Annotated in this window: 16 protein-coding genes; 11 read left to right on the forward strand and 5 right to left on the reverse strand. The window is 68.4% G+C overall.

The window, feature by feature from the left end:
• Window positions 1–20 precede the first annotated feature (20 nt).
• Complete coding sequence (locus tag AB4Y74_RS02370) at window positions 21–1,304, reverse strand: ABC transporter substrate-binding protein (protein ID WP_441797516.1); 1,284 nt, start codon at window positions 1,302–1,304, stop codon at window positions 21–23.
• A gap of 154 nt (window positions 1,305–1,458) precedes the next feature.
• On the opposite strand from AB4Y74_RS02370, the gene AB4Y74_RS02375 reads away from it, so the two are divergent.
• The gene (locus tag AB4Y74_RS02375; RefSeq protein ID WP_441797517.1) at window positions 1,459–3,348 is read left to right on the forward strand and encodes an ABC transporter ATP-binding protein; all 1,890 of its coding nucleotides are present in this window, start codon (window positions 1,459–1,461) and stop codon (window positions 3,346–3,348) included.
• A 120-nt stretch (window positions 3,349–3,468) separates the two neighbouring features.
• Entirely contained in the window at window positions 3,469–4,713 is a 1,245-nt protein-coding gene (locus AB4Y74_RS02380; protein WP_441797518.1) for an Nramp family divalent metal transporter, read from the forward strand.
• 13 nt (window positions 4,714–4,726) lie between these two features.
• Here the strand turns inward: AB4Y74_RS02380 and AB4Y74_RS02385 are convergent, their stop codons facing one another.
• Together AB4Y74_RS02385 and AB4Y74_RS02390 are read right to left on the reverse strand one after the other, a co-directional pair.
• Complete coding sequence (locus AB4Y74_RS02385) at window positions 4,727–5,398, reverse strand: metal-dependent transcriptional regulator (protein ID WP_441797519.1); 672 nt, start codon at window positions 5,396–5,398, stop codon at window positions 4,727–4,729.
• Window positions 5,399–5,423: 25 nt separating this feature from the next.
• Window positions 5,424–7,493, reverse strand: a complete 2,070-nt coding sequence (locus AB4Y74_RS02390; RefSeq protein ID WP_441797520.1) for an acyltransferase family protein — start codon at window positions 7,491–7,493, stop codon at window positions 5,424–5,426.
• Window positions 7,494–7,587: 94 nt separating this feature from the next.
• Here AB4Y74_RS02390 and AB4Y74_RS02395 point away from each other — a divergent pair, with 94 nt between their 5' ends.
• The 5 genes from AB4Y74_RS02395 to AB4Y74_RS02415 all read left to right on the forward strand — a co-directional run bounded on the left by AB4Y74_RS02395 (window position 7,588) and on the right by AB4Y74_RS02415 (window position 12,070).
• A complete protein-coding gene (locus tag AB4Y74_RS02395) occupies window positions 7,588–8,952 on the forward strand; it encodes a cystathionine beta-synthase (protein WP_441797521.1) in 1,365 nt (454 codons plus the stop codon).
• Window positions 8,949–10,118: a cystathionine gamma-synthase gene (locus AB4Y74_RS02400; protein ID WP_441800378.1), complete on the forward strand. Its 1,170-nt coding sequence runs from the start codon at window positions 8,949–8,951 to the stop codon at window positions 10,116–10,118. Before AB4Y74_RS02395 ends, AB4Y74_RS02400 begins: the two co-directional genes overlap by 4 nt.
• A 20-nt stretch (window positions 10,119–10,138) precedes the next feature.
• Window positions 10,139–10,558, forward strand: coding sequence for a VOC family protein (locus AB4Y74_RS02405; protein WP_441797522.1), 420 nt, complete (start codon window positions 10,139–10,141; stop codon window positions 10,556–10,558).
• A 68-nt stretch (window positions 10,559–10,626) separates the two neighbouring features.
• On the forward strand, window positions 10,627–11,739 hold the full coding sequence (locus AB4Y74_RS02410) for a glutamate--cysteine ligase (RefSeq protein ID WP_441797523.1): 1,113 nt from the start codon (window positions 10,627–10,629) through the stop codon (window positions 11,737–11,739).
• Between the two features lie 61 nt (window positions 11,740–11,800).
• A complete protein-coding gene (locus AB4Y74_RS02415; protein WP_441797524.1) occupies window positions 11,801–12,070 on the forward strand; it encodes a hypothetical protein in 270 nt (89 codons plus the stop codon).
• Between the two features lie 30 nt (window positions 12,071–12,100).
• Here AB4Y74_RS02415 and AB4Y74_RS02420 read toward each other — a convergent pair whose 3' ends face one another.
• A complete protein-coding gene (locus tag AB4Y74_RS02420; RefSeq protein ID WP_441797525.1) occupies window positions 12,101–12,307 on the reverse strand; it encodes a hypothetical protein in 207 nt (68 codons plus the stop codon).
• Window positions 12,308–12,386: 79 nt separating this feature from the next.
• A complete protein-coding gene (locus AB4Y74_RS02425) occupies window positions 12,387–12,548 on the reverse strand; it encodes a hypothetical protein (protein WP_441797526.1) in 162 nt (53 codons plus the stop codon).
• Between the two features lie 171 nt (window positions 12,549–12,719).
• Here AB4Y74_RS02425 and AB4Y74_RS02430 point away from each other — a divergent pair, with 171 nt between their 5' ends.
• The 4 genes from AB4Y74_RS02430 (at window position 12,720) to AB4Y74_RS02445 (ending at window position 15,243) form a co-directional block, all read left to right on the forward strand.
• A complete protein-coding gene (locus AB4Y74_RS02430) occupies window positions 12,720–13,004 on the forward strand; it encodes a hypothetical protein (RefSeq protein WP_441797527.1) in 285 nt (94 codons plus the stop codon).
• 84 nt (window positions 13,005–13,088) lie between these two features.
• A complete protein-coding gene (locus AB4Y74_RS02435) occupies window positions 13,089–13,613 on the forward strand; it encodes a hypothetical protein (RefSeq protein ID WP_441797528.1) in 525 nt (174 codons plus the stop codon).
• Window positions 13,610–14,650, forward strand: a complete 1,041-nt coding sequence (locus AB4Y74_RS02440) for a peptidoglycan-binding domain-containing protein (RefSeq protein ID WP_441797529.1) — start codon at window positions 13,610–13,612, stop codon at window positions 14,648–14,650. The genes AB4Y74_RS02435 and AB4Y74_RS02440 overlap by 4 nt, the downstream gene beginning before the upstream one ends.
• A gap of 41 nt (window positions 14,651–14,691) precedes the next feature.
• The gene (locus AB4Y74_RS02445; protein WP_441797530.1) at window positions 14,692–15,243 is read left to right on the forward strand and encodes an ATP-binding cassette domain-containing protein; all 552 of its coding nucleotides are present in this window, start codon (window positions 14,692–14,694) and stop codon (window positions 15,241–15,243) included.
• The last annotated feature ends 1 nt before the right edge of the window (window position 15,244 follow it).

Raw genomic sequence — 15,244 nt, forward strand, 5'->3', positions numbered from 1 at the left:
GCGACCGATTCAGCCCGGTATCAACCGGCGCTGGCGGTCTGGATGGCGGAGGACATGTCCTTCAGCGCCTGGTCGACCGTCTTGTCGCCCTTCAGGGCGGCGTAGGCGTTGTCCTGCACGGCCTTGGTGATGGCCGGGTAGAACGGTGACACCGGACGCGGTACCGCGTTCGCGATCGACGTCTTCAGGGTCGATAGGTACGGCAGCTGGCTGTTCAGCGCCGCGTCGTCGTACAGCGACGCCACCACCGGGGCGAGCGAGCCCTGGGTCACGAAGAACTTCTGCGTCTCTTCGCTCTGCAGGAACTTCAGGAACTCGAACGCCGTTGCCTTGTGCTTCGAGTACACGCTGATCGCGGCGTTGTGACCGCCGAGGCTGGACACGCCCGGCTTGTCTGCCGAGACACCCGGCAGGGGCGCGATCCCGAAGGTGTCCTTCACCGTCGAGGAGCCGTCCGTCTTGGCCAGGTTGTACACGTACGGCCAGTTGCGCAGGAACATCAGCTTGCCGGCCTCGAACGCCTGCCGGCCCTGCTCCTCCTGGTAGGTGATGGCTTCGGCCGGGATCTGCCCGTTCTTGAAGCCGTCAACCAGTCGGGTCAGGCCCGCCTTGGCCTCGGGGCTGTCGACGGTGACCTTCTTGCCGTCCTCGCCGACGATGGTGCCGCCGTTGGTGTTGATCGCCTCTGCGGCGTTCACCGTGAGGCCCTCGTACTGCGCGAACTGACCGGCATAGCAGCCGATGCCCTTCGCCTTGGCGATGTCGCAGTCCTTGAGCATCTCATCCCACGACTTCGGCGGGGTGGGGACCAGGTCCTTGCGGTAGTACAGGATGCCGCCGTCGGAGGTCTGCGGCGCCGCGTACTGCGTGCCGTTGTAGGTGCCCGACTTGACGGTCGGAGCCAGGAGGGACGAATTGTCCATCTTGAACGTACCGGTCAGTGGCTGGAGCCATCCCTTGGCCGCGAACTCACCTGTCCAGACCACGTCGACATCGACCACGTCGTAGTTGGCGTCCTTGGCCTGGAAGTGCTGCACGAGGTCGTCGTGCTGCTGGTCGGCCTGGTCGGTCTGCTCTTTGAAGGTGACCTTCTCGTTCGGGTGGGCCTTGTTCCACTTGTCGACCAGAGGGCGGACGACGTTGGAGTTGTCCTTGCCCTGCACGTAGGTGATCGGGCCCTTGCTGTCGGTATTGGCGCCAGCGTCGCCGCCGCCGCTTCCCGAGCCGCCACCACCGGTGCATCCAGCCAGTGTCAGACCCACCAGGGCCACACCGGCGATCACGGAGAGACGTGCTGCTTTCATTTCACTCCTCGTTGAGCTCTTGGTGCGGGCGCAGGTGTGCGCCCGGCCCAAACCGTACTCCAGGCCCAGCGCGCTCTGCAAGCGTTTACGTCAAGCGCTTGCATCACGGTTGCGTCACGCCGGTCTACCCGCGACGGAGGGTTACGCTGAATCCATGAGCGGGATGCGCGGCATGGCCGCGGCCGGAGGCGGTGGCGGCGGTCGTGGGCGCGTCAGCGGGGGCGATGCGGATGCGCAGCGCGCCATCAACGCGGAGGCCCCGAAGATTCCGCACCTGTTCCGCCGCATCGTCACCCTGTTCGCCGGGCATCGCGGGGCGATCGCCTTCACGATGGTTCTCGTCCTGGTCGGCGCCGCACTGTCGGTCATCCCACCGCTCCTCACCGAGCGCGCGTTCGACGACGGCCTGTTCCCGAAGGGCGGGCCGAACCTGCCGGTCCTCGTCGAGATCGTCGTGTTCATGCTCATCGTCTACGTGGTCTCCGCCCTCCTCGGTGTGTGGCAGACGTACCTGACCGCCTCGGTCGGCAACAAGGTGATGGGGGCCTTGCGCGTCCGGTTGTTCTCGCACCTGCAGGCGATGGAGCTCAGCTTCTTCACTCACACGAAGACGGGCATCATCCAGTCGCGTCTGCAGAACGACGTCGGCGGGGTGGCGAGCGTCCTCACCAACACGATCTCGAGCATCCTCGGCAACACGGTCACCGTCATCGCGGCCCTCGTCGCGATGCTGCTGCTGAACTGGCAGCTCACCATCGTCGCCGTCGTGCTGATGCCGATCCTCGTCATCGCCCAGCGCCGCGTCGGCCAGGTGCGCGCCCGCATCGCGACGAAGACGCAGGAGTCGCTGTCAGACATGACGGCCATCACCCAGGAGACGCTGAGCGTCTCGGGCATCCTGCTGTCCAAGAGCTTCAACCGCCAGGCGACCGAGGTCGGTCGCTACTCCGACGAGAACGACAACCAGATCCGGCTGCAGGTCTCGCAGGCCATGAGCGGTCAGTGGTTCTTCGCGATGGTGAACATCTTCCTGTCGTCGATCCCCGCCATCGTCTACCTGGTGTCCGGCTGGCTGATCGTCGGCGGCGCGACCGACATCTCCGCCGGCACCATCGTCGCCTTCACCACCGTGCAGGCGCGGCTGCTGTTCCCGCTGCTGGCGCTCATGCGCGTGGCCCTCGATCTGCAGACCTCTGGGGCTCTCTTCGCCCGCATCTTCGAGTACTTGGATCTGAAGCCGGCCATCGCCGACCGGGCGGATGCGGCGCCGGTCGACCCCGCCCAGGACCTCGGCCGGATCGAGTTCGACCACGTCGTCTTCCGGTATCCCGACGCGCGCGACGGCGAGCGGAACACGCTGGACAACGTTTCGTTCGTCATCCAGCCGGGCGAGTTCGCTGCCTTCGTGGGCCCGAGCGGTGCCGGAAAGACCACGGTGTCGTACCTGATTCCGCGCTTCTACGACGCGACCAGCGGCCGCATCCTCTTCGGCGACACCGATGTGCGCGACCTTCAGCAGGACTCCCTCGTCTCCCACATCGGCGTCGTCAGCCAGGAGACCTACCTCTTCCACGCGACGATCGCCGAGAACCTGCGTTACGCCCGCCCCGACGCCACCCAGGAGGAGTTGGAGGAGGCGGCGAAACGGGCCAACATCCACGGCACGATCGTCGGCTTCCCGGACGGCTACGCGACCGTGGTCGGGGAGCGCGGGTACCGCCTCTCCGGCGGGGAGAAGCAGCGGATCGCGATCGCCCGGGTGCTTCTCAAGGACCCGGAGGTTCTGGTCCTCGACGAGGCGACGAGTGCTCTCGACACCATTTCGGAGCGGGTGGTGCAACAGGCGCTGGACGCCGCCTCCAATGGCCGGACCACCATCGCGATCGCCCACCGGCTCTCGACGATCGTCGCCGCCGATGTGATCTTCGTGATCGACCACGGCCAGGTCGTCGAGCGGGGGTCGCACCGCGAGCTCCTGGAACTCGGGGGCACCTACTCGCGCCTCTACCGGGAGCAGTCCGAGGGCGCACTGCTCGAGGAATAGCACCCACCCGCTCCACCGCGACGACCGCATCGTCTCCCTGTCGACCCTTCTCGCCTGAGCCTTCTCCCGCTCGGGACATCGCAGAGTTAGACTGGGCTAACTTCGGAGTTCGGAGGCGGGATGAGCGTTGACGCGCGCGAGCGGGTGTCGCGAGCTGCTCCGGCGCGGCTCCTCCTACTCCTCGGGCCGGCGTTCGTCGCAGCCATCGCCTACGTCGACCCGGGCAATGTCGCCGCCAACCTGACAGCGGGTGCGCGCTACGGCTACCTGCTGGTCTGGGTGCTGGTCGCCGCGAACGCGATCGCCGTGTTCGTCCAGTACCAGTCGGCGAAGCTCGGCATCGTCACGGGGCACAGCCTCCCCGAGCTGCTCGGCCGTCGGCTCGGCACCGGCGCCCGCCGCGCCTACTGGGCGCAAGCCGAACTCGTCGCGGCCGCGACCGACATCGCCGAAGTCATCGGCGGGGCCATCGCCCTCAACCTGCTGTTCGGGCTGCCTCTCCCGGTCGGCGGACTCATCGTCGGAGTCGTGGCGATCGGCATCCTCGCCATCCAGACGCGGCGCGGCCAGCGCCCGTTCGAGGTGGTCATCGTCGGGCTCCTCGCCGTGATCGCGGTCGGTTTCCTCGCCGGACTGTTCGTGAGCCCGGTCGACTGGGGGGAGGCCGCCGCGGGGCTCGTCCCGAAGTTCGACGGCGCGCCGACCGTCCTGCTGGCGGCGAGCATGCTCGGTGCGACGGTGATGCCGCACGCCATCTACCTGCACTCGGCTCTGGCGCGCGACCGTCACGGCGTCACCTCCGACACGGGACGTATCCGCACCCTCCTTCGGGCGACCCGGCTGGATGTAGTGCTCGCCCTGGTCATCGCCGGCGCGGTCAACATCGCGATGCTCCTCGTCGCGGCGTCCTCCCTGCGGGGGGTCCCCGGGACAGACACGATCGAGGGCGCGCATGCGGCGATCTCGAGCGCACTGGGACCGGCCATCGGCGTCGTGTTCGCCATTGGACTCCTCGCCTCAGGCCTCGCCTCGGCCTCGGTCGGCAGCTACGCCGGCGCGACGATCATGGGCGGCCTCTTGAAGCTTCGCGTGCCCCTGCTCGCCCGTCGGATCGTCACGCTCGTGCCGGCCGTGGTCATCCTGGCGCTCGGCGTGAACCCCACCTGGGCGCTGGTCCTGTCTCAGGTGTTCCTGAGCCTCGGCATCCCGTTCGCCATGATCCCGCTGCTGCGACTGACCGGCTCGCGCGCGGTGATGGGGGAGGCGGCGGACCGGCTCTGGGTGCGCATCCTCGGCGCCGCTGTCGCCGGACTCGTCGTCCTGCTGAATCTCGCGCTGGTGGTGCTCACCGTGGTCAAGGCGTAGCTGCGGCTCGCGCTCACTGTCGCGCAGAGACCCAGACCGCGGCGGCCGCGGTCGCGCCCAGGACGATCGGGGCGCCGCCGAGGTGCACAGTGATGTCGCCCGCGAAAGCCCGGTGCTCCTCCACCGTGAGCCCGGTGTCGAGGCCGATTCCGCGGTCGGCGAGGTAGCGCAGCACCGCGGGGTCGGCGTCCGAGATGCGTACGACCCGGAGTGCTGCGCCGGGCTCGGCATCCAGAAGCGGCAGCGCCTGTGGGCGGCGCGGGGTGCCGTCCGCGGTGGGGATGGGGTCGCCGTGCGGGTCGCGTGCGGGGAAACCCAGTCGGCGGTCCATCCGCTCGACCAGTTCGTCGGAGACCGCGTGCTCGAGCACCTCCGCCTCGTCGTGCACCTCGTCCCAGCCGTAGGCGAGTTCCTCCACCAGGAAGGTCTCGATCAGGCGGTGCCGGCGAACCATGGCGACCGCGTGGCGTCGGCCGACCTCCGTCAGGCCGACACCGCCGTAGCGCTCGTGGACGACGAGGCCCTGTTCGGCGAGGCGCCGGATGCCGTCCGAGACGGTCGCCGCCCGCACGCCCATCCGCTCGGCCAGCTGCTTCACCGTGACCGGTTCGTCGGACCATTCGGTCGCCGACCAGATGATCTTCAGGTAGTCCTGCGCGACGGACGACAGGTCGGACACGGGCATGCAGCGATTCTAGGGCGGCCGTCGCTCACCGCAGTGGCTCGATGGCGCGCTTGAGCCGGCTGCCGACGATGTCCGCCGCGGAGAGCGAGAAGGTCGCCGTCATGTGATTGGAGTCCGCGAACGCGATGAGGCCGCCGATGACCACATGGCAGGTGGCCGCGTCGCAGAAGAGGTCGGTGAAATCGACGACCGGGACGGCCATCGTCCGTGCTGCGTCGACCAGCGGATCGGGCGCCGACGCCGGCGACGACGACGCTTCGGCGCGCGGGAACGCGCACGGATCGTATTCGGTCATGTGCATGGCCACGCACTCGGGCCCTCGGACGGCGCCGAGATGAGGGATGTCGCGGACGGCGACCACAGTCTTTCCCGCCCGGCGCATCCGCTCCCAGGCCCGCTGGAAGTCGTCAGCGCGCAGCGGCCGCCCGACCCCTTCGCGGGGATTACCCGCCGCGTACCGCTCGGTGAAATTCGAGAAGACGACGGCGTCGATGCTCGGATCCGAGGCGACCCGGTCGAGTACGGCATCGCCCCATTCGGCGCAATCGCTCGCCGTGGGATCGGACGCAGGATCGGCGACGAAGGCGTCGGTCGCGCCCGTGCCCGGACAGTAGGACTTCACGAACGAGAGGATGCGCTGGTGCTCGGCGCGCCCGAACGCGTTGAGTGCGTCGAGATACTGCGTCATATGGGAGTCGCCGACGAGCGCGATCGTTGTCGTGTAGGACTTCTTGTCACCGGCCTCGCACCGGATGACCTCGGCCTGATACCGCACCTGCTGGCAGCCACGGTAGGTGGTCGTCGCGGTCAGCTCGTCCTGAGCCTGCGCGGGGTCGGTGAGCGCTGTGATGGCGTGGGGGCGGTCGCATCCACTCTCCGGCAGCGCCGCCGCAGCGCCGACGCAGGACGTTCGCGCTTTCGCCGCTGCCGAGACAACGCGTGCGGCGGCCGCTTCGGCAGCCGATACGCGAGCGTGGACGGCCGCGCAGCCCGCCAGAACGAGCGACGAGCACACGAGGCCCCCGACGATCGAGACCCAGGGCGGCCGCCGGACGAGGTGCCCGCGCCGAACGGGGTCTTCGACGAGACATTTCGTCAGCCACGCCAACCCGACGGCGATCGCGAGAAGGAGCACTCGGCCCAGGGACGACGGACGCTCGCCCAGGACGAAAGGCGTGATGATGAGCAGCGGCCAGTGCCAGAGGTAGAGGCTGTACGAGATGCCCCCGAGCCAGCGGATCGGGCGCGCGGAGACGACACGCGTCGCGCTCCAGCGTACCGTCGGTGCTCCCGCGAGGATGACGGCCGCCGTCGCCGCGACTGGGACGATCGTCACGGCTCCCGGGACGCCGGTATCGGCGCGGAAGACGGCGACGCAGCAGAGGAGGGCAGCCCATCCAGCCCAGCTGACCACCGCTCGAGATCGATCATCGAGCGTGCGTGCTCGGATGAGCGCCAGCATCCCGCCCGCGACGAACTCCCATGCTCGCGCCGTGGTCTCGAAGTGGGCGGACGGGGATCCGTTCGCCACCTGCGTGACGGCATAGGTCAGGGAGGCGGCGGCGATAAGGGCCAGCGCAACGGCTGTCGCCAGTCGCGTTTTGCGGAAGCGCGCTGCCAGGAGGCCCATGGCCACCGGTACGACCAGGTAGAGCTGCTCCTCGACCGACAGCGACCAGAAATGCTGCACCGGGGAGGGCGCCCGGTCCTCCGCGCTGTACTCCACGCCCTGGGCGGCGAGCAGCCAATTCTCCGCATACATCGCCGACGCGCCCACCTGCGCAAGCCAGTCGCGCCAGAGCGTCGAGGGCACCCATGCGATGACCGCTGCGGCGGTGGCCAGCAGAACGAGCAGGGCAGCGGGCAGCAAGCGGCGCGCTCGCCGAGCCCAGAACGCCAGCAGGGCGATTCGGCCCGTGCTGGATGCTTCCCGCTGCAGGTGACCGACGATGAGGTAGCCGGAGATCACGAAGAAGACGTCGACGCCGAGGTACCCACCAGGGATGCGCGACGGCCAGAAGTGGTTCGCGACCACCGCCGCCACCGCGAACGCCCGGAGCGCTTGGATTTCAGGGCGCAGCCCATCATGTTTCACATAGGTATAGACGCAACAGTTCGCGGGTCGTGACGGAGCCGTCGACCGCGTCACACACTCCCTTTGTCCCACCCCCGCTGTTAAGGTGGGTCGGGTGAAGTACGCACAGACCATCATCGACTTGGTCGGCGACACCCCGCTCGTGAAGCTCAACAGGCTGACCGACGGGATCGCGGCGACGGTGCTCGTCAAACTCGAGTACCTGAACCCCGGAGGTTCGTCGAAGGACCGCATTGCCTCCCGCATCATCGACGCTGCGGAGCAGGACGGGCTCTTGAAGCCCGGCGGCACCATCGTGGAACCAACGAGCGGCAACACCGGAGTCGGACTCGCCCTGGTCGCGCAGCAGCGCGGTTACCGGTGCGTGTTCGTGCTCCCCGACAAGGTGGGCGAGGACAAGATCAACGTCCTCACCGCCTACGGAGCGGAGGTGGTGGTGACGCCGACGTCGGTGCCGCCCGACCATCCTGACTCGTACTACTCGGTGTCCGACCGACTGACCGCCGAGATCCCGGGGGCGTTCAAGCCCAACCAGTACTTCAACCCGAACGGGCCGCGCAGCCACTACGAGACCACGGGTCCCGAGATCTGGCGCGACACGGACGGACGGATCACGCACCTGGTCGCGGGTGTCGGCACCGGCGGCACGATCACGGGCACCGGTCGCTACCTCAAGGAGGTCTCCGAGGGCGGCGTGCGGATCGTCGGCGCAGACCCGGAGGGCTCGGTCTATTCCGGCGGCACCGGCCGCCCGTACCTGGTCGAGGGTGTCGGCGAGGACTTCTGGCCCGGCGCCTACGATCCCGCCGTCGTCGATGAGGTGATCGCCGTGAGCGACGCCGACGCCTTCCGGATGACCCGGCGGCTCGCGCGGGAGGAGGGCATCCTCGTCGGCGGCTCCAGCGGCATGGCCGTGGTGGCGGCACTGGAGGTCGCGAAAGACCTCGGCCCCGACGACATTGTGGTGGTGATCCTCCCCGACGGCGGCCGCGGTTACCTCGCGAAGATCTTCAACGACCGATGGATGCAGTCCTACGGCTTCAGCGATGTGCCCGACGAGTCCACGGTGCACGACATCGTGAAGACCAAGCGCGGCGACCTGCCGGACCTGGTGCACACGCACCCCAGCGAGACGGTGCGGGACGCGATCCAGACGATGAACACGTACGGCGTCTCGCAGCTGGTGGTCCTCACCGCCGAGCCGCCGGTCGTGATGGGCGAGGTCGCCGGCGCCCTCGACGAGCGCTCGCTCGTGGACGCGGTGTTCAGCGGGCACGCCGAGATGAGCGACTCGGTCGGCAAGCACCTCGGCGAGCCGCTGCCCCTCATCGGGACGAACGAGTCCGTGTCGGCCGCCCGTGCGGCGCTCGCCGCCGCGAGCGCGCTGCTGGTGACCGACGGCGGCAAGCCCGTCGCCGTGCTCACCCGGCAGGACCTCCTCAACTACTTCAGCGACTGACCCACACGAAAGAACGACACATGACACACGGCTTCGCCACGCGCGCCATTCACGACGGTCAGGAGTTCGACCCGACGACCGGTGCGATCATCCCGCCCATCTACCAGACCTCGACGTTCGTCCAGGACGGCATCGGGGGCCTTCGAAACGGCTACGAGTACGGCCGTGGCGGCAATCCGACCCGCACCTCGCTCGAGACGCTGCTGGCTTCGCTGGAGGGCGGTGTCCGCGCGCTCTCCTTCGCCTCGGGCCTCGCGGCGGAGGATGCGCTGCTGCGCGCGGCGCTCCGCCCGGGCGACCACATCGTGCTCGGCAACGACGCCTACGGCGGCACGCACCGGCTGATCGACCGCATCCACAGCGAGTGGGGCATCCGGAACACGACCGTCAACCTCGCCGACCTGGATGCGGTCCGCACCGCACTCGGCACCGACCGCAGCAGGATGCTGTGGATCGAGACGCCCAGCAACCCGCTGATGAAGATCAGCGACATCGCGGCCCTCGTCGAGCTCGGTCACGCCGTCGGCGCGATCGTCGTCGTGGACAACACCTTCGCCTCGCCGGCGCTGCAGCAGCCGCTGTCGTTCGGTGCGGACGTGGTCGTGCATTCGACCACCAAGTACCTGGGCGGTCACTCCGACGTGATCGGCGGCGCCCTCGTCTTCGCCGATGATGAGCTGGCCGAGAAGGCGCAGTTCATCCAGTTCGCCGCCGGTGCCGTGTCGTCGCCGATGGATGCGTTCCTCACCGTGCGCGGCATCAAGACCCTGCAGGTGCGTGTGCGGAAGCACAGCTCCAACGCGCAAGCGATCGCCGAAGCCCTCGTCGGCCACGCGGGTGTGGCAGCCGTGCACTACCCGGGTCTGCCGGACCATCCCGGGCACGAGCTCGCGGCGCGGCAGATGAGCGGGTTCGGCGGGATGCTGTCGGTCGCGCTCACCGGGGGAGCGGCGGCGGCCCGCCGGTTCGCGGAGTCGACGCGCGTGTTCCAGCTGGCGGAGTCGCTCGGCGGCGTCGAATCGCTGATCGGCTACCCGTCGGAGATGACGCACGCGTCGGTGCGCGGCACCGCGCTCGAAGTGCCCGACAACATCGTCCGTCTGTCGGTCGGTATCGAAGAGCTCGACGACCTGCTCGAAGACGTGGAACAGGCGCTCGGTCGGTAGTCGCGACTAGCCTCGGGCGCATGGACCAACGGATCAGTCTGATCACGCTCGGGGTGGCCGACCTCGGCCGTTCTCGCGCGTTCTACGAGGACGGCCTCGGCTGGCGCCCTGCGGACGCGCCGCAAGGCGTCGTCTTCTACCAGCTGCCGGGGATGGCGTTCGCGCTGTTCGGCCGCGACGACCTGGCCGAGGATGCGCGGCTGGCGATAGACGGCACCTTCAGCGGCATCACGCTCGCGTCGAACCAGCGCTCGGAGGCGGACGTCGATCGGGTGCTTGCGCAGGCTGCGGCGGCGGGCGCGCGCATCCTGAAGCCCGCGGAACGCGTGTTCTGGGGCGGTTATTCGGGGTATTTCGCCGACCCGGACGGCCACGTCTGGGAGGTGGCGTACAACCCCGGTTGGACGCTCGCAGAGGATGGAACGCTCACCGTCGCTTGACCGCCGCACGGGATACTCACGGCGTAATGGGTCTTGTCCGCCGGTCCCTCGCCACCGATAGTTGAGGGGTGAGGACTTTCGGGGTGGAGGAAGAGCTTCTCCTGGTCGACGCTCGCGGCGTAGCATCGCCGGTCGCGCCGATGGTGCTGGCCGACGCGCTGCCCGTGATCGACGGTCCCTCGGTCAGCGCGGAGATCCAGCAGGAGATGATCGAGACGCAGACGCGTCCGCAGCTGTACACCGGCGAACTGCTGCTCGACATCGTGGCAGGCAGGGAGCTGGCCGACGGGCTCGCCCAGCGGCACGGAGCCCGGGCGGTCGCCGTCGCGATGTCGCCGATGCGCCTGCGGCCGCACGTGACGGAAGACCCGCGCTACGCCACCATGATCGAGCGCTACGGGCTCACCGCTCGCAGGACCCTGGTGTGCGGTTTCCATGTGCACGTCGGCATCGATTCACGCGAGGAGGGCGTGGCGGTGCTCGACCGCATCCGCACCTGGCTGCCGACCCTGTTGGCCCTGAGCGCGAACTCGCCGTACTTCGGCGGGACCGACACCGGGCACGCGAGTTACCGGTTCGTCGCGTGGCACCAGTGGCAGAGCGCCGGTCCGACCGACGTTTTCGGGTCGGTGGAGGCATACGACCGATTCGAGCGGTTCCTCGTCGACACCGGCGTCATCCTCGACACGGGGATGCTGTACCTCGACGCGCGCGTGTCGCGGAAGCATCCCACCGTCGAGGTGCGGGTTGCCGACGTCTGCCTCGACGCGCGCGACGCCGCCGTGATCGCTGCGATCGTGCGGGCGCTGGTGGATACCGCGATCGCCGAGTGGCGCGCCGGCATCCCGCCCGCCGCAGTGCCGTCCGCCGCCCTGCGGCTCGCTGAGTGGCAGGCGGCGCTCACCGGTGTCGCCGGGTCGCTTCCGCACCCGGTCACGTGGCGGGAGACGTCGGCCGTGGACGCGGTGCAGGCGCTGCTCACCCATGCGACGGACGCCCTCGAGGCGAACGGCGATTTCGCGCTGGTCCAGCGCGGTGTGGCGCGCATCCATGCAACCGGGGGAGGGGCCGGCCGGCAGCGCGCCGCGTTCACCCGGCGGGGGAGGATGCGCGATGTCGTGGCGCTCGCCGTGACGGCTACGCACGAGCAGGCGGAGGACGACGACCAGGTCGTCGCCTGACCATCCACGCGAGGCGCCACGTACCCTTCCCCGCAGGCGGGATCGCGCCTATCCTGCGGTCATGACGGAGAAGGAGCTTGCGCACCAGCATGCCGTCTACACATACGGGTCGGTGCCGTTGACCCTGATGTACAGCCCGACCGCGACGGCGGCGTGGGAGGTGTACTTCGGCGGAGAGTACCTCGGCCTCATCGAGGAGGTGCACAGCTCCGACGAGCTGTGGTCGGCCTTCGTGGCGCGTCTCCCGGGCGAGGAGGATGCGGGGGAGGGCATTCCCGCCCGCGACTGGCGGGTCGCCGTCGATATCCTTGCGGGGCGCGCCGGACTCTGAGCGCCCCCGCACCCCGACCCGGTCCTGGGATCAAAAGGCGAACTGCGACCACTCGGACCGTGCCAAGGCGACCTGCTCACCGCGGGAAGCGACGATCCACGACTCCGGGGTGCACGCCAGGTAGGTGCAGAGCAGGGTCTGGCTGGTCCAGCCGTCCGCCGAGCGAATCCAGCGCACGAGGTGTACGTCCTGACCCGGTTTCGGAACGTTCCCGATCGGTGTCTCGAATGTCGTCACGCTGCACCCCTCCCCAGGTGGCCCGTCTACGACAGACCCTAGCGGGGTACACGACCGGGGGACAAGAGTTCCCGATGGATCAGTTGCCGCTGTCGTCCTCCAGCGGGTCGAACGCGTCGTGCTCCGGTTCGACGATTCCGTCCGCGTCGTACGGTCCCTCGTCGCCGCCCTCCGCGATCGCGTCGACGTCGATCGGCTCGCCCGATGACGTCTCCGGCCAGTTCTCCTTGGCGTCGGTCATGGCACACCCCTTCCTGGATGCTCTCAGCGCGATCGTAGACGGCCGTGGCGACTGCGAGAAGCCCGGACTTCTGACACACTCACGTTGATATGCATGTATGAAATTGACGAAGTGGAGTGCTCAGCATATTGTCGACCCGGCGAGGAACACGACTCGCCCGAAGGGAGCGACATGACGATTCGAAAACTGCTGGCGGCGAGTGCTGTCGCGGCGGCGATCCTCACGGGAGTCGGAATCGACACCGCACGCGCTCCGGAAGCATCCGCGGTCGAGTGCGTACAGAGCGTCTCGACGTGGCAGGCGTACAACAAGTGTGCTGGGGTACCCGCTCGCCACTGGGATGCGATCCGAAACTCGGCGTCGAAGTACGGAAACTGGGCCTCGGCAGGGCAGTGGTCCAAGCAGACGTCCTGTTGGGCCAATGTCGTTTCGTTCGGGTACTCGCTGAAGGCCTAGAGAAGCGTGCGTGGCCGTACAGCAGGAGGCGCTGTTCTCGCAGTGATGATCGCGGCGGGTTCAGCCGGCTGCTCGTCGTCCGGCATGGCTGGGCAGCCGTCCCCCGCCATCTCGGTGACCGGGCCGTGGGCAAACGAGTTCACGAGTGCGTACGCCAGCGCCACGAGCGACTACGAGCGGGGCGTGCTGCACGATGGCGAGGTCACGGCGGCCGAATACGAGCAGACGAAGGCGCATCTGCGTTCGTGCCTCGACGATTCGGGATACACCATCACCTGGGACGCCCGCGGCGGGTTCGAACTCGGTTCTGTATCCGGCTCCTACCCGGAAGACTTCTTCGAGCGCTCGGATCCCGTGCTCCAGAAATGCGAGTCGTCCTGGGCGGGCTCCGTCCTGTACCTGTACGAGCAAGTTCGCCGTAATCCGGGGAAGCGAGACGAAGCGACCATCCAAGTCGCGTGCCTGCGTGGTGTCGGGCTTGTCGACGTGACTTACAGCACTAGGCGCTGGTCTCAGGACAATGAGAAGGACCACTTCCCGTTCGACTCGCAGTCCGACGGTGCCCGTCGGTGCGCCCTGGATCCGCTCGGACTCTGGTACTCGCCGTGAAAAAGCGTTGGGCCATCTCTCGGAGCGTGCTGGGCATCGTCGTCATCATCGGATGCAGTCTGGTCTGCGCTGCTGCCGCGCTGAGCGTTCGGGTGCCGCCACCCGGCACCCTGGCAACCGCCCGTCCTGCGACAACGGCCGCGGTCACCGAACGCGCATTCGAAGATCGTCGGGACGTGCAGCTCACCGTCGTGACCGGTGCCCCGGCGGTCGTTTCCGCACCGCGCCCGGGGAAGCTGACGGCTCTCGACTGCACACCTCACACCGCATTGCTCTCCGGAACCGCTCCGATAGCGATCGACGGTCGCAGGCTCATCCTGCTGGCGACGGCGGTACCCCTCTGGCGCAGCCTTGCGCCGGGCGACCGCGGTGACGATGTTGCTGCGCTGCAGCGGGAGCTGACGCGTCTCGGCCACGCGAGCGCGGAGGACGGCGTCATAGGCTCGTCGACTCTCGCGGCGATCGCTGGCCTGCGCGCTGCCCTCGGGCTTCCTCCGGAGGCCAGGCGAGGCGTAGACCCGGCAGATTTCGCTTGGTCACCCCATGCCGAAGCGCGCGTCGAATCCTGCGTCGCTGCCGTTGGGAAGCCGGTGATCGAGGGTACCGAGCTGATCACATTCCCGGTTGCCGTGGTATCCGCGCGCCTGGCATCGGTGCCTGCCGACCGCGCTCCCGGCCCGCGACTCATCACTTCGGGCGACGCTGAGATCGCGACTGATGACGACGGGGCCGTCGATGGCGCTGACGCTCTCCTGAAGGTGTCGGAGCTGCCGGAGTTCCGCGCGAAGGCGGCAACGGCAGGCGAAGTCACCATTCCTGTTGGATGGTCGCTCCGCTCGCCGCTTGCCGTGCTGGTGGTCCCACCGACCGCGCTGTGGGACATCCACCGCGGGTCGGCATGCATCCTGCCTGCCCACGGACGCCCCAGGACCGTCACCATCGTCGGCTCCGACCTCGGGCAGTCCTTTGTGACAACCGACGTTAGGCCGCTCACTGAGGTGCGCGTGCGACCGCCCACGGGCACGTCGTGTCGGTGAGCCTCGTCGCTGTGAGTCACTCATTCGAGAGCAGACTCTTCGTGCCCATCACACATACGTTCACGCCAGGACAGATCACCGGAATCATCGGACCGAGCGGATGCGGCAAGTCCACGCTTCTCGCGATCATCGCAGGAATGGTCGTCCCGACCGAGGGCGCGGTCGAACGCGACATGGACTCGAGCGTGTGGGTGTTCCAGAACCCTCACGGAGTGCCGCAGCGATCGGCGCTCGATCATGTGACGCTTCCCCTCCTGGCGCGCGGCCTCACTCGCCGTCAGGCCGAGGCGGAAGGGAGACGCCTCCTTGTCGCATTCGGGTTGGATGCGCGAGCCGGAGCGCGGTTCTCCGAGCTCTCGGGAGGGGAAGCGCAGCGCCTCATGCTGGCTCGCGCGGCGGCGGCATCGCCCGCGCTGCTCCTGATAGACGAGCCGACGGCGCAACTGGACCGCGAGATGGCGGAACAGGTGAATGCGGTCATCCGTAGGCTGGCAGGACGTGGAGCGGCGATCGCGATCGCCACACACGACGCCCGTACGCGCGCGGCTTGCGACGAGATACTCGATCTCGGCGCGGCGCCTGAGGCAGTCTGAG

Origin of the sequence: Leifsonia sp. RAF41 (assembly GCF_052114085.1) — a bacterium.
GTDB lineage: Bacteria > Actinomycetota > Actinomycetes > Actinomycetales > Microbacteriaceae > Leifsonia.

Bases quoted from the DNA above. Each gene is read 5' to 3' on its own strand.
- AB4Y74_RS02425 (WP_441797526.1), bottom strand. From the start codon at position 12,548: ATGACCGACGCCAAGGAGAACTGGCCGGAGACGTCATCGGGCGAGCCG.
- AB4Y74_RS02375 (WP_441797517.1), top strand. From the start codon at position 1,459: ATGAGCGGGATGCGCGGCATGGCCGCGGCCGGAGGCGGTGGCGGCGGT.
- AB4Y74_RS02385 (WP_441797519.1), bottom strand. From the start codon at position 5,398: ATGCCCGTGTCCGACCTGTCGTCCGTCGCGCAGGACTACCTGAAGATC.
- AB4Y74_RS02370 (WP_441797516.1), bottom strand. From the start codon at position 1,304: ATGAAAGCAGCACGTCTCTCCGTGATCGCCGGTGTGGCCCTGGTGGGT.
- AB4Y74_RS02380 (WP_441797518.1), top strand. From the start codon at position 3,469: ATGAGCGTTGACGCGCGCGAGCGGGTGTCGCGAGCTGCTCCGGCGCGG.
- AB4Y74_RS02435 (WP_441797528.1), top strand. From the start codon at position 13,089: ATGGCTGGGCAGCCGTCCCCCGCCATCTCGGTGACCGGGCCGTGGGCA.
- AB4Y74_RS02405 (WP_441797522.1), top strand. From the start codon at position 10,139: ATGGACCAACGGATCAGTCTGATCACGCTCGGGGTGGCCGACCTCGGC.
- AB4Y74_RS02430 (WP_441797527.1), top strand. From the start codon at position 12,720: ATGACGATTCGAAAACTGCTGGCGGCGAGTGCTGTCGCGGCGGCGATC.
- AB4Y74_RS02415 (WP_441797524.1), top strand. From the start codon at position 11,801: ATGACGGAGAAGGAGCTTGCGCACCAGCATGCCGTCTACACATACGGG.